The organism is Curtobacterium pomorum (assembly GCF_044497295.1).
In the GTDB taxonomy this organism is placed as follows: domain Bacteria; phylum Actinomycetota; class Actinomycetes; order Actinomycetales; family Microbacteriaceae; genus Curtobacterium.
In genome coordinates this window covers 2,784,057-2,797,558 of record NZ_CP172409.1, presented here as the reverse complement: position 1 = coordinate 2,797,558, position 13,502 = coordinate 2,784,057, and the positions used below count along the sequence as shown (strand labels likewise).

Genomic DNA, 13,502 nt, shown 5'->3' with positions numbered 1-13,502 from the left:
CCACCGGCAGGACCGAATCCGACGCGCTCACGGGTCGCGGCGCGCACGTCAGGAGACGAGCTCGCGCCCTTCGGCGAAGGCGACCAGCTCGTCGACCCCGGCGGGGGAGAGCGCGTAGCCGATCGCCAGCGCCGCTGCTCCCTGCAGTGCGGCGAGCGACCCCGCACGCGACTGGGCGATGACGAGGTGTTCGGTGGCGAGTGGCATCGAGCGCGAGTAGACGACCTCGCGGACGCCGGCGAGCAGGTGCTCACCGGCCTGCGTGATCGAGCCGCCCAGGACGATCACCGACGGGTTCATGAGCGAGACGCACGTGGCGAGGACCTCGCCGATGTCGCGGCCGGCCTGGCGCACGGCGTAGATCGCGTCGAGGTCGGACCGGTTCACCAGGTCCAGGACGTCGGCGCCGGTGTGGGCGTCGTGCCCCTTCGCGCGCAGGGCGCGGGCGATCGCCGGACCGGAGGCCACCGCCTCGAGGCACCCGGTGTTGCCGCAGTGGCAGGGGACGTCGCCGGCGCGGGAGACCCGGACGTGGCCGATGTCGCCCGCGGTGCCCTGGGCGCCCCGTCGCAGCGCGCCGTCCGACACGATGCCGGACCCGATGCCGGTGGCGACCTTGACGAACAGCAGGTGGTCGACGTCGGGCCATCCGTGCTCCCGTTCACCGAGGGCCGCGATGTTCACGTCGTTGTCGAGCAGGACGTGTGCGGCGATGTGCTGACGGAGCCACGACGGCACGTCGAAGCCGTCCCACCCGGGCATGATCGGGGGGTTCGCCGGTCGCCCGGTCGAGAACTCGACCGGGCCGGGCACGCCGATCCCGATGGCGATGACGTCCTGGCGGGCGCGGCCGACCTCGTCGAGCAGCTCGTCGATGGTCGCGACCAGCCACGAGAGTGTCTCCACCGGGCCGGCGGCGATGTCGATGCGCGCCTCACGGGTGGCGAGCGGGGCGGCGACCAGGTCGGTGACGGCGACACGGCCGTGCGAGGCTCCGAGGTCGGCGGCGATGACGAGCCGGGCGCGGGGCTTCAGCGCCACCTGCGCCGGCGGCCGTCCGCCGGTGGAGACGGCGGTGTCGACGGGGCCGACGAGACCGACCTCGATGAGGGAGTCCAGGCGCACGCCGATGGTGGAGCGTGCGAGTCCCGTCAGTGCGGCGAGCTCGGCCCGGGTCCGCGGCACGCCGTCGCGGAGGATCTGGAAGAGCTCGCTCGTCCCGACCGGAGGCGACGCTGCCGTCCGAGTCAAGTCGACCATGTGGGGAGTGAAGCACACATCGAACGCGCCACGCAACGAAGTTCGTCGACGTTCCTCGAACTTCTGCTTGACCGCCGACAGAAGTGGCCATAGTGTGACGCTCGGTCAGTGACGACCGCACCATCTCGACGAGGAGAACCCCCAGGTGACCCAACCGATCTCGGTTCAGCTCTACACCGTCCGCGACGCCCTCTCGGCCGACCTGCCCGGCACGCTCCAGCGCATCGCCGACATCGGCTACACGAACGTCGAGGCCTTCGGCTTCGTCGACAACGCCGACGAACTCGCCGCCGCGCTGCGCGACGCCGGCCTCGCCGCCCCGAGCGGACACGCACGGCTGCTGGACGCCGGCGAGCAGGACCTCGAGCGGATCTTCCACGCGAGCGTCACCGCCGGGCTCGGCACCCTGATCGACCCGCACATCGACGAGGCCCGCTGGACCACCCGCGAGGACGTCGAGGCGATCGCCCGCGAACTGAGCGCCCTCGCCCCGCGTGCGGCCGACCACGGCCTCGTCCTCGGCTACCACAACCACGCGTTCGAGTTCTCGAACCGCATCGACGGCGTCAGCGCCTACGAGGTCTTCGCCGACGCACTGTCCGACGACGTCGTGCTCGAGCTCGACACCTACTGGGTCACGGTCGGCGGCGACGACCCGGTGGCGATCATCGGCAAGTACGGCGACAAGATCGAGTTCCTGCACGTCAAGGACGGCGACGGGTCGCACGACGACGACAAGCAGGTCGCCGTCGGCAACGGCATCATGCCGATCCGCGAGATCCTCGCCGCAGCGCCCGACGCGCTGCACGTCGTCGAGCTCGACGGCCACGAGGGCGACGTGTTCCAGGCCGTCGCCGACTCCTACACGTTCCTCGAGGGGGCACGCGCATGACCGACACCACCACGACCGCAGCGGTCGACAGCAGCACCCGCACCGGCCGCGTCGGCGTGGGCGTCATCGGCGCCGGGGTCATCTCCGACCAGTACCTGTCGAACCTCACCGTCTTCCCCGACGTCGAGGTCCGCTTCATCGCCGACATCGACCTGCCGCGCGCAGCCGCCCAGGCCGAGAAGTGGGGCGTCCCCGGATCGGGCACCGTCGAGGAGCTCCTGGCCGACGACGACATCGAGATCGTCGTCAACCTGACGATCCCCGCCGCCCACGTCGAGGTCGCGCTGCAGGCACTCGCCGCCGGCAAGCACGTGTGGGGCGAGAAGCCGTACGCCCTCGACCGTTCGAGCGCTGCCGAGCTCCGCGACGCCGCCCGTGCCGCCGGCAAGACCGTCAGCGTCGCACCGGACACCTTCCTCGGTGCCGGCCTGCAGACCGCGCTCCGCACCATCCGCGACGGCCGCATCGGCAAGCCGCTCAACGGCCTGACGCTCTTCCAGAGCCCCGGCCCGGAGTCGTGGCACCCGAGTCCCGAGTTCCTCTTCGCCTACGGTGCGGGCCCGCTGTTCGACATCGGCCCGTACTACATCACCACCCTGGTGCAGACGTTCGGTCCGGTGAAGAAGGTCACGGCGACGGCGTCGAAGTCCCGCGCCACGCGCACGATCGGCTCCGGCCCGAAGGCGGGCACCGAGTTCCCCGTCGACGTCCCCACGAACCACTCCGCGCTGATCGAGTTCGAGGACGGCGGGAGCGCACAGAGCGTCTTCTCGTTCGAGTCGGACCGCGGTCGCACGGGCGTCGTCGAGATCGCCGGCGAGACCGGCACCGTCGTGTTCCCGGACCCGAACAACTTCGACGGCGACACCGAGCTGTACGCGCTCGGCGCCGAGGAGCCCGAGACGATCCCCGCGGTCGGCTCCACCTACTCGCGCGGCACCGGCGTGGTCGACCTCGCCCGCTCGCTCCGCGCCGGCGACGAGAACCGGGTCCCCGGTGCGCTCGCCTTCCACGTCCTCGACGTGATGGTCTCCATCGCCGAGGCGGCAGAACGTGGCGAGGCGGTGCTCGTCGAGAGCACCGTTTCGCCCTCCCAGACCCTCCCCGAGGGTTGGGACCCCGCGGAGCAGACCCTGGCCTGACCGGCCCGGGTCCGTCCCGCACACCACAGCAGCACCCGACAGATCCACCTCGCAGCACCCCTGCTCCATCCCTGCACCATCCCTGCACCATCTCAACGACGAGAAAGTAGAGAGTCATGCGCACTGCCATCCGCGCACTGGCCATCACCGCGGCCGCCGCACTCACCGTGACCGGCCTCGCAGCCTGCTCCTCCGGATCGTCCGGTTCCTCCGGCGACTCCAAGACGCTCACCTACTGGGCGTCCAACCAGGGCACGTCGCTCCAGAACGACAAGGAGGTGCTGACCCCCGTCCTCAAGAAGTTCACGAAGGAGACCGGGATCAAGGTCGACCTCCAGGTCATCGGCTGGAACGACCTGCAGACGAAGATCCAGACCGCCGTCACCTCGGGCCAGGGCCCGGACGTCGTCAACATCGGCAACACCTGGGCCACCTCGCTCCAGGCGACCGGTGCGTTCCAGGAGTACGGCGACGCCGAGATGAAGGCGATCGGCGGCGCCGACAAGTTCGGCAAGGTCGCGCTCTCCACCGGTGGCGCCCCGGGTGAGACCGTCACGAGCGTGCCGCTCTACGGCCTGGCGTACGGCCTGTACTACAACAAGAAGATGCTCGCGGACGCCGGGATCACCCCGCCCACCACGTGGGAGGACATGGTCGCCGACGCGAAGAAGCTGACCAAGGGCGACACCTACGGCTTCAGCCTCGCCGGCGGCTCGTACACCGAGAACTCGCACTTCGCCTTCATCAACTCGGCGCAGAACGGTGGCGAGTGGTTCGACAAGGACGGCAAGCCGACCTTCACGTCGAAGGCGAACGTCGACGGCATCAAGCGCTACCTCGACCTCATGCAGGACGCCAAGGTCGCGAACCCGTCGAACGCGCAGTACGACAACGCGACGCAGTCCACCACGGACTTCGCCAAGAAGAAGGCCGCGTTCATCCTCAACCAGAACAACGCGAACGCGACCATCGAGTCGCTCGGCATGAAGTCGTCGGAGTACGGCGTCGTCGCCCTGCCCGCACCGACCGGTGGCGAGCAGATCGCCTCGTTCCCGGCCGGCATCAACCTGTCGATCTTCAAGAACACGAAGAACAAGGACGGCGCGCTCAAGTTCGTCAAGTACATGACGGACATGGACACGCAGACGACGCTGGACAAGCCGTACTCGGCTCTGCCCGTGCTCGCCGAGGCTGCTGACTCCGTCACGGACGAGCAGACGAAGACGTTCCTCGACATCTACAACAACAAGGCGAAGCCGCTCCCGCTCGTGCCCGCCGAGGACCAGTTCGAGTCCACGGTCGGCAAGGCGATGAACGACATGTTCGCCCAGATCGCGACCGGCTCCAAGGTCTCCGAGGCCGACATCAAGTCGGCCCTGCAGACCGCCCAGGACCAGGTGTCCCAGGCGAACGGCTGATCCGAGCCCGGAGGCCCGGGGCACGTCCGCTGGACGCGCCCCGGGCCTCCACCCCCAGCCCCAGGGCCGGCCAACCGCCGGCAGTGAGCCTCACGTCTCACGCACACCGCGCCTCCCGTCCGCTGCCACGGACCGGGGTGCGAAGCACCCGACCCTCCTCCTGCCGAAAGGCCCCCGCCCATGTCCACGACGGTCCTGCCCGATGCGGAGCGCATCGACCTGACGCACACGAAGGGCTCGACGCTGTCGGGCCGTCCGCCAGGTCGCAAGCGCAAGCGCAACTGGCTGCCCTACGCGCTCGTCGCGCCGGCCATCCTGTTCGAGCTGCTCATCCACATCGTCCCGATGCTCACCGGCATCTGGATCTCGTTCATCCAGCTCACCAAGTACTTCATCGCCAACTGGGGCGCCGCCCCCTTCGCGGGGTTCAAGAACTACCAGGTCGCCATCGACTTCGACCAGGCGATCGGCCGCGGGGTCCTCAACTCGTTCCTCATCACCTGTGCCTTCACGGTCCTGGTCGTCGGGCTCTCCTGGACCTTCGGCATGGCCGCGGCCGTCGCGCTGCAGAAGCCGTTCGCGGGTCGCGGGCTCTTCCGCACCCTGTTCCTGGTGCCCTACGCGCTGCCGATGTACGCCGGCGTGATCACCTGGAAGTTCATGTTCCAGCGTGACTCCGGAGCGCTCAACCACCTGTTGGTCGACCAACTCGGACTCTTCGGCGGGAACGCCCCGTTCTGGCTCATCGGCAACAACGCCTTCGTCGCGGTCGTCGTCGTGGCGATCTGGAAGACCTGGCCCTTCGCGTTCCTGATGCTGATGGCCGGCCTGCAGTCCGTCCCGAACGACGTCTACGAGGCTGCATCGGTGGACGGCGCGAAGCCGTTCCGCCAGTGGCGCTCGATCACGCTGCCGATGGTCCGTCCGGTCAACGTGACGCTCGTGCTCGTGATGTTCCTCTGGACCTTCAACGACTTCAACACGCCGTTCGTGCTGTTCGGTTCGACCGCGCAGCCCCCGGCCGCGGACCTGCTGAGCTTCCACATCTACAACGCGTCGTTCATCACCTGGAACTTCGGTTCCGGTGCCGCGATGAGCGTCCTGCTCCTCCTCTTCCTGCTCGTCGTCACCGGCATCTACCTCGCCGTGACCAACCGGAGGTCCGTCCGTGCGTGAGACAACTGGCGCCAAGTCCTTCAAGATCATCACCCTGATCGTCCTGACCCTCTTCACGGTCGTGCCGCTCTACGTGATGATCACCACGGCGATCAAGCCCCTCGGTGACGTGCAGGACAACTTCACGTGGATCCCGACGACGATCACCTTCCAGCCGTTCATCGACATGTGGTCGACGGTGCCGCTCGGCCGGTACTTCATCAACTCGCTCGTGGTGTGCACGGTCGCCACGGTGTTCTCGCTGATCATCGCGACGTTCGCCGCCTACGGTGTCTCGCGCTGGAACTTCAAGGGCAAGAGCACCTTCACCACCGCGGTGCTCTCCACCCAGATGTTCCCCGGTGTGCTGTTCCTGCTCCCGCTGTTCCTCATCTTCACGAACCTCGGGAACACGCTCGGCATCCAGCTCGTCGGATCGTGGCTCGGCCTGATCATCACCTACCTGACGTTCACGCTCCCGTTCTCGATCTGGATGCTCGCCGGCTACTTCGAGACCATCCCGCGCGAACTCGACGAGGCCGCGATGGTCGACGGCTCCGGCCCGATGGGTGCCCTGTTCCGGGTCATCCTGCCCTCGGCCCGCCCGGGTCTGGTGGCGGTCGGGATCTACTCGTTCATGACGGCCTGGGGTGAGGTCCTCTTCGCCTCGGTCATGACGAACGGCCTCGGTTCGACCCTGGCGGTCGGTCTGCAGCAGTACTCGACGCAGACGAACGTCTACTGGAACCAGGTGATGGCGGCGAGCCTCGTCGTGAGCATCCCGGTCGTGGCCGCGTTCCTCATCGTGCAGCGGCAGTTCGTGGCCGGCCTGACCGCCGGCGCGGTGAAGTAGCCGCTCCACCTCCAGCTCCAGCTCCAGCTCCAGCTCCAGCTGCAGCTCCAGCTGCAGCTCTGCCAAAGCGACAGACCCCCGCCGATGTTCGGCGGGGATCTGTCGCTTTCGCGGACCAGTCCGAGGCGGCCCGGCAGGATGGGACTCATGAGCGAAGCGCGCGGGCGGCAACTGCTGCCGGGACAGACCAGCCGGGTGCACGTGTACGACATGGCGTCGCGGACATCGCGGCTGGTGTTCGAGTCGAGGACGGTGCTCGTCGAGGCGCCGAACGTCCTCGACGCCGACACGCTCGTGCTCAACGGTGACGGCGACCTCTGGCTGCTGCGGCTGCCCGCTCCGGACACGGACGCCGTGCTCGACGAGACCGCCCTGGTCCGGGTGTCGATGCCCGGCGTCCCCGAGATCAACAACGACCACGTGCTCGACCCGTCGGGCACCTCGGTCGTGGTGAGCGGGCGCGACGGGGACCTCTACCGGGTCCCGGTGCCCGCCGGGGGAGCGGCGGCGACGCTCACCGACGTGACCACCGCCCTGCCGACCCTCCGGAAGTTCTACCTGCACGGCATCGCACCCGACGGGGAGACCCTCGCGGCGATCGTCGGGGAGCGGACCACGGACGGCGTCTGGACGACCGACGTCGCACTCGTCGACCCGGCGACCGGCGAGCCGACGTTCCTGACGAGGGACGAACACGCCGACGACGGGGTGTCGTTCGCGGGCGACGTGCTCGTGTGGAACTCGGAGCGCTTCACGCCCGGCACCGCACAGCTCGTCTCCCTCCGGCCGGGGTCGATCGATCCGGTACGGCTGACGAACGACGACCGGGTGAACTGGTTCCCGCACGTCTCGCCGGACGGGGAACACCTGCTCTACCTGTCGTACGAGCCGGGCGTGCAGGGCCACCCGGCCGACCACCGCGTGGAACTGCGGCTGCTGCCCGGGGTGCTCGTCCGCGGAGCCCGGATGATGCCGGTGCCGGAGACCCTCGTCGTGCTCGACGGCGGTCAGGGCACCGTCAACGTCCCGCCGTGGTCCCCGGACTCCCGCTGGTTCGCCTACTGCGACTACCCCGTGGGACGAGACTCGGTCTGAGCGACAGTCCTCGGGCTCGTGGCCACGAGGACCGTCGCCCACCGCGAGACCCGGGTCACCTCAGACCTCGCGCACCTGCCCCTGCTTGAGGTGCAGGCGACGCTCGGCCCGCTTCGCCACCCACGAGTCGTGTGTGACGATGACGACCGTCAGCCCGCGTTCCTTCCACTGCTTCTCGATGAGCCCCATGATCTCGTCGCGGGTGCCCTCGTCGAGCGCGCCGGTCGGCTCGTCCGCCAGCAGCACGCTGGGGTTCTTCACCAGGGCGCGGGCGATCGCGACGCGCTGCTGCTGCCCACCGGAGAGCTCGGCCGGCAGGTGCTCCATCCGCTCGCCGAGCCCGACCTCCCGGAGCGCAGCCGTGGCCCGCTCGCGGATCTCGGAGCGTGCACGGTTCGCCAGGGAGCCCGCGAACGCCGTCTCGACGTTCTCGAGCGCCGTCAGCGTGGGGATGAGGTTGAAGCTCTGGAACACGAAGCCGATCTCGGTCGCCCGCAGGTCGGTCAGTGCACCGTCGCCGAGCTTCGCCACGTCGCGGTCGCCACCGAGGTGGATCGACCCGGCCGTCGGTCGGTCGAGCGCCCCGAGCATCTGCAGCAGCGTCGACTTGCCGCCGCCGGTCGGACCCTGGATCGCCACGAGCTGTCCCTGCGGGATCGTCAGGTCCACGTTCGTCAGCGCGGTGACGGTCCGGTTCTTCTGCTTGTACGTCTTGCTGACGTTCGTCAGCCGGTACATCGGACTGGAGGCGCGGCTCGCCTCCGCCTGGCCGGCTGCGGTGTCGGTGCTGGTCACGGTCACTCCTTCTGGTCGCGTGCTCGGGATCGGTGCGGGCCCGGCGTGCGGGCCGGTGGTCGGTGTCGTGTCGGTGGCGGGCCCGGACATCAGGCCACGCTCCGCAGGGCCTCGGCCGGACGCAGCCTGCTCGCGCGCCAACCGCCGAGTGCGCCGGCGATGAGGCCACCGAGGATCGCCAGTCCGATCGCCAGCAGGATGACCTCGACCGTCACCGGGGCGTGCAGGACCACGTCGGTCGTCGACGCGGAGCTCGCGCCGCCGCCGAAGCCGCCGGCCGGAGCGCCGCCCGTGGTGCCGCTGCCCGCGGCCGCGGTCGCCGCGCCACCGGGCATGCCGCCGCCACCTGCGCCGCCACCGCCCGTCGTGGTCGAGGCGCTCGCCGAGATGGTCGGGCTGATGACGTTCACCACGAGGATGCCGATCAGCCCGGCTGCTGCGCCGAGGACACCGCCGATGAGGCCCTGCACGAGCGACTCCCCGGCGACCTGCCGGGTGATGCGGCCGTTCGACCAGCCGATGGCCTTGAGGGTGCCGAACTCGCGGGTCCGTCGGGTGACGCCGGAGATCGTGAAGAGGATCGCGATGAGGAACGCCGCCGCCAGCACGACGATGGACAGCCAGGTGCCGAGGTTCGAGACGAGGCTCGACGCGGTGCTCAGCGAACCGGAGACGCTCGACGCCAGGTCGGACTCGGTCGAGACCGTGGCGGTCGTGAGCTTCTGCTGCAGGGCCGTCTTGATCGCGCTGACGTCCGACGAGGACTCGGCGGACACGTAGATCGAGGTGACCTTGCCGTCGAGGTCCGCCAGCGCCTGCGCGGTGTCGAGGGGGATGTAGGTGTTCGAGCCGGTCGTGGACGACGAGCCCGTCGAGGTGACGATGCCGATGACCTCGAAGTCGGTGCCGCCGATGTCGACGGTGTCGCCGATGTCGACGGTGTCGCCGACGGCCTTCGACTCGCTCTTCGCGTAGGACGCGTCCAGCACGACGACGTCCTTGCCGGCGTCCTTCGCGGTGAAGGTCCGGCCCTTCGTGAGCTCGGTGCTGGTCAGGGGCCCGACGGCGTCGCCGGAGACCGGGATGCCGGTCACGGTGAACGAGTCGACGTCGAACGAGCCGCCGCCGAAGCCGCCGCCGCTCGGCGGGCCTTCCTGGGTGGAGCTGTCCGCGCCGCTGCTGTCGGAGCTGCTGCTGTCCGTGCTGCTGCCGTCGGTCGACTGCTGGACCTGACCGGAGAACGTGCTGTTCTCGAGGCTCAGGACACCGGTCGCGGCCTTGACGCCGTCGGTGCCAGTCACGGTCGTGAGGTTGGCGGCGCTGAGCGTGCTCGTGCCGCGTGCGACGGCGAGCCGCGACTGCGACAGGTCGGTCGAGCCGCTGCTGTCGCTGTCGTCACCGCTCTGGCTGCCGAAGTCGAAGCTCGGCCGACCGGAGCCCGACGCGCTCGGGGTCGTCGTCTTCGTGACGGTGATGTCGGTGCCGACGCCGTACACGGACTGCAGGACGCTGGACTGGGCCGCCTTCACGCCGCCGGCGATCGAGGACACGATGACCACGAGGGCGATGGCCAATACCATGCCGATCGCGATGATGACGGTCTGCTTCTTGCGGTTCGTGAGCTCGCGCCTGAGGTACGTCAGGAACATGGTTCTCCTCGGTGGTGGCCGGCTGGGGTCACCGGCCGCGCAGTGCGCACGGCGGGGCCGACGGAGGAGAACGTAGGCAGCCGGTCAGTGGCCGCCCCATCGGCAGCCTGTGAGCCGTCTAAGGAGCCTCAGCTCGCGTCGCCGTACGCCTGGCGCAGGTGCTCCGCGTAGCCGCCCGGGGTCCGACCCGCGAACCGCCCGCTCGTCACCACCGGGAGCTCGACCGTCGCGTCCACGCGGAACCCCATCGCGTGCGCCCGCTCGACGAGTCGGACGTCCTCGTGCTCGGGGACGGGGTCGAACCCGCCGAGCGCCAGGTACACGGCCGCCAGCACGCCGAGGTTCGCGCCGTGCACGTGCCCGAGCGCCGCGCCGGGCGGGTGCGCCTGCGTCCACCGGGCGAGCACGACGGGGTCCAGGTCGTCCGGGTCGGGGACGACGGCGCCGACGAGCACGTGTGCCCCGGACCGGAGGGCCTCGGCCTGCTGGACGAGCCACCCCTCCGGCACTCGCGAGTCCGCGTCGGTGTGGGCGAGCCAGCGCTCCGACGGGTCGCCGGGGTACCGGTGGAGCGCGTGCGTCGCACCGATCGTGCGTGCCCGCCCGACCCCGACGTGCGCGGTCGCGACGACGTCGACGGGGAAGCGCTCCGCGACCGTGGCCGTGTCGTCGGTGCAGCCGTCGAGCACGACGGTCACCGAGACCTCGACCGCGGGGTGTGCCTCGGCGAGCCGGGCGCGGGCGGCGAGCAGGGCGTCGAGGCACGCGGCGATCCTTTCCTCCTCGTCGTGTGCGGGCAGGACGACGTCGATGCGCGTGGCTCCGGAGGGCACGGTCACCGGACGAGCCCCTCGGCCCGTGCGACCGACACGACACCGGGGCCGGGCAGCACGCTCAGCACGAAGTCCGGTTCGACGTGGCGGACGAGGGCCGGCCGTGGCCACCGTTCCGCGAGTCGGGCGTCCACCGCGTCACCGCTCGACACCGCCTCGTCGTCGGGGTGCCGCCAGTGGCAGGCGACCAGCACGCCGTCGTCGTCGAGCGACGCCAGTACCCGGTCGATCGTCTCGTCGAGGTCGGCGGGGGACAGGTAGTAGCCCACCTCGGACATCACCACGAGGTCCCACCGGCCCGACGGCCACTCGGCGGGCAGGGAGGCCTGCACGAACCGGGCGCCCGGCGCGCGGACCGCAGCCTGTGCCAGCGGCGCGGCCGAGATGTCGGTGCCGAGGACGGCGTCGGCGCGTTCGGCGAGGGCGGCGGTCAGCACGCCGGTGGCGCACCCGAGCTCGAGCGCCGATCGGTACCGTTCGCGGGGGAGCGCGGCGAGCGTCACCGCTCGCTTGCGGCGTTCGTACCAGGAGCCCTCGAAGTCCCACCCCTCGGGTTTCCGCTCGTAGTGCGCGTCGAAGGACTCCCGCGAGCGGGACGCCGTCGGCTCGGGCTCGAAGAACCACTCGGCGGACCGCAGGTGGTGCGCGGCGTGCCGGTCGTCGACGATCGCCTCGTCCCCGGCGGCCGGGGACAGCGGGCGGATCTGCGAGGCGTAGGCGTCGAGGGCGGCGCGCTTCCGTGCCCGCGCGGTGTCGGGGAGCCGCAGGACCCGAGCGCGGGCCCACGGCTGTGCGGACGCGGACGGGTCGTCCCAGTGCCATGCCCAGATCGGGTAGGTCAGCAGCGACACCCCGGACGCTCCGGCGGTGACCTCCTCGGCGACCTCGCCCGCGATCCGGTGGTCGCGGTGGCCGTCACCGCGCCACGGCGCCACGACGAGCGTCGGTCGCTCCGCGTCGTCGAGCGCTCGCTGCAGGGCGTCGACGACCTCGTCCCGGTGTTCGCGGGTGCCGCCGTCGGGGATGCCGACCGACGACGACGTCGCGCCGGCGTGCAGCGTGGCCAGGGCGCGGGTGAACTCGGCGTCGCGGACGGCTGCGAGTTCCGGCGCGGTCGTGGTGGGGGAGTCCGGGTGGGAGCGCTCGCCGCGGGTGAGGAGCAGGACGTGCACGGGGACCCCGGCGTCCGAAGCGCGCGCGATCAGGCCACCGGCACCCAGGGTCTCGTCGTCGGGGTGCGGCGCGAGGACGACCACCGAACGGATGCCGTCCAGGTCCACCGGTGTGGTCGGCACCGCGTCGAGGAACGTGGTCCACGCCGCGGGTGCGGTGCCCGGCTCGCGGTGGTCGAAGGTCACCATGCGACACCGCCACGTTCCGTGACGATCCGGCCGATCCGGGCGAGGTCCCGCGCGCCGTGGTCCTGCAGCACGTAGAGCTCGAGGTCGGCGACGCGTGCCGCGACGGCGGGGTCCGAGGTCAGGGGCGCCGGGCCGACGGTGGCGACGACCCGCTCGCGCACGGAGTCCACCGTCCGACGGACCCGGGAGCGCACCGTCTGGGCGAGCAGTGGCCAGTCGACGTCCGGAGCGTCGGGGTCGTCGGACCGGTCGATCCGGGCCGCGGCGTCGGCGAGGGCGTCCTCGGCGTCGGCGAGGTCGATCACCGTCGCGCCGAGTGCGGCCTGCAGCAGCTCGGACTCCGGGTGGGCTGCGGCCAGCGAGCGCAGGACCCGTCCGAGTCCGACCGCGCCGCCCCACCAGCACGCCGCGACGCCGATGCCGCCCCACGCGAACCCGGGTCGTCGCAGGTACCAGCCGGGTGCGCCGACGAGCCGTGCCGTGACGCCGTTGAAGTCGACCGGCCCGCTCGGTACGTCGGGCATGCCCCGGGCCACCCAGGCCTCGTCGTGTGCCGTGACGCCGTCCTGCCGCAGGTCGACGGCGACGAGAACGCGGTCGTCCCCGGCGTGTGCGGTGACCAGGGCGTGCGACAGCGTCGAGGCGAGGGAGCACCACGGCTTCGTGCCGGTCAGGAGCGCCGTCCCGTCGTCCTGCACCGTGGCGTCGAGGCGGAGGCCGGGGCCCTCGGCGGCGAAGACGCCCCAGGTCGAACCGGCCGGGGCGGGCATCCCGGCCTGGTCGAGGATGCCGAGCGCGTCGAGGTGCGGTTCGACGGTGCGGGCGGTCGCGACGTCGCCCGCGGCGACGGCGGCGAGCGTGGCGAGGAACCCGCCGGCGGTCCCTGCGGACAGCAGGGGGGTGGTGGACGCGAGCGCACGGGCGACGGTCAGACGATCTGCCGGGCTCGAGTCGGGCCTCCCGGCCGTCTCCTCGATCCCCGTTGTGTCGACGTGCCTGGCGGACGGTGGCCAAGCGGAGGATCGCAGCATCCCTCCAACCTACGAAGG

Annotated in this window: 12 protein-coding genes; 6 read left to right on the top strand and 6 right to left on the bottom strand. The window is 70.8% G+C overall.

All coding sequences use genetic code 11. The annotated features are described in order from the left end of the window. Positions 1-48 precede the first annotated feature (48 nt). Positions 49-1,260 (bottom strand): ROK family protein, encoded by a 1,212-nt coding sequence (locus tag ACGH48_RS13235; protein ID WP_185021454.1) that lies wholly within the window; start codon positions 1,258-1,260, stop codon positions 49-51. 145 nt (positions 1,261-1,405) lie between these two features. Here ACGH48_RS13235 and ACGH48_RS13230 point away from each other — a divergent pair, with 145 nt between their 5' ends. The 6 genes from ACGH48_RS13230 (at position 1,406) to ACGH48_RS13205 (ending at position 7,815) form a co-directional block, all read left to right on the top strand. Further along, entirely contained in the window at positions 1,406-2,152 is a 747-nt protein-coding gene (locus tag ACGH48_RS13230) for a sugar phosphate isomerase/epimerase (protein ID WP_123313833.1), read from the top strand. Further along, positions 2,149-3,294 carry a Gfo/Idh/MocA family protein gene (locus ACGH48_RS13225; RefSeq protein ID WP_123313832.1) on the top strand — a complete coding sequence of 382 codons (1,146 nt, stop codon included), beginning with the start codon at positions 2,149-2,151 and terminating at the stop codon, positions 3,292-3,294. The genes ACGH48_RS13230 and ACGH48_RS13225 overlap by 4 nt, the downstream gene beginning before the upstream one ends. A 116-nt stretch (positions 3,295-3,410) precedes the next feature. Further along, positions 3,411-4,712, top strand: a complete 1,302-nt coding sequence (locus ACGH48_RS13220; RefSeq protein WP_123313831.1) for a sugar ABC transporter substrate-binding protein — start codon at positions 3,411-3,413, stop codon at positions 4,710-4,712. Positions 4,713-4,892: 180 nt separating this feature from the next. Then, entirely contained in the window at positions 4,893-5,888 is a 996-nt protein-coding gene (locus tag ACGH48_RS13215; protein WP_340195930.1) for a carbohydrate ABC transporter permease, read from the top strand. Continuing rightward, positions 5,881-6,720: a carbohydrate ABC transporter permease gene (locus ACGH48_RS13210; protein ID WP_123313829.1), complete on the top strand. Its 840-nt coding sequence runs from the start codon at positions 5,881-5,883 to the stop codon at positions 6,718-6,720. Before ACGH48_RS13215 ends, ACGH48_RS13210 begins: the two co-directional genes overlap by 8 nt. A gap of 147 nt (positions 6,721-6,867) precedes the next feature. After that, entirely contained in the window at positions 6,868-7,815 is a 948-nt protein-coding gene (locus tag ACGH48_RS13205; RefSeq protein ID WP_396288916.1) for a TolB family protein, read from the top strand. A gap of 60 nt (positions 7,816-7,875) precedes the next feature. Here ACGH48_RS13205 and ACGH48_RS13200 read toward each other — a convergent pair whose 3' ends face one another. The 5 genes from ACGH48_RS13200 to ACGH48_RS13180 all read right to left on the bottom strand — a co-directional run bounded on the left by ACGH48_RS13200 (position 7,876) and on the right by ACGH48_RS13180 (position 13,484). Beyond that, on the bottom strand, positions 7,876-8,553 hold the full coding sequence (locus ACGH48_RS13200; RefSeq protein WP_123314077.1) for an ABC transporter ATP-binding protein: 678 nt from the start codon (positions 8,551-8,553) through the stop codon (positions 7,876-7,878). A gap of 146 nt (positions 8,554-8,699) precedes the next feature. Next, positions 8,700-10,259, bottom strand: a complete 1,560-nt coding sequence (locus tag ACGH48_RS13195) for an ABC transporter permease (protein WP_396288915.1) — start codon at positions 10,257-10,259, stop codon at positions 8,700-8,702. 128 nt (positions 10,260-10,387) lie between these two features. Continuing rightward, positions 10,388-11,098, bottom strand: a complete 711-nt coding sequence (locus ACGH48_RS13190; protein WP_396288914.1) for a glycosyltransferase — start codon at positions 11,096-11,098, stop codon at positions 10,388-10,390. Further along, positions 11,095-12,453, bottom strand: a complete 1,359-nt coding sequence (locus ACGH48_RS13185; protein WP_396288913.1) for a PIG-L family deacetylase — start codon at positions 12,451-12,453, stop codon at positions 11,095-11,097. Before ACGH48_RS13185 ends, ACGH48_RS13190 begins: the two co-directional genes overlap by 4 nt. Beyond that, complete coding sequence (locus tag ACGH48_RS13180) at positions 12,447-13,484, bottom strand: acyl-CoA dehydrogenase (protein WP_396288912.1); 1,038 nt, start codon at positions 13,482-13,484, stop codon at positions 12,447-12,449. Before ACGH48_RS13180 ends, ACGH48_RS13185 begins: the two co-directional genes overlap by 7 nt. Positions 13,485-13,502 lie beyond the last annotated feature (18 nt).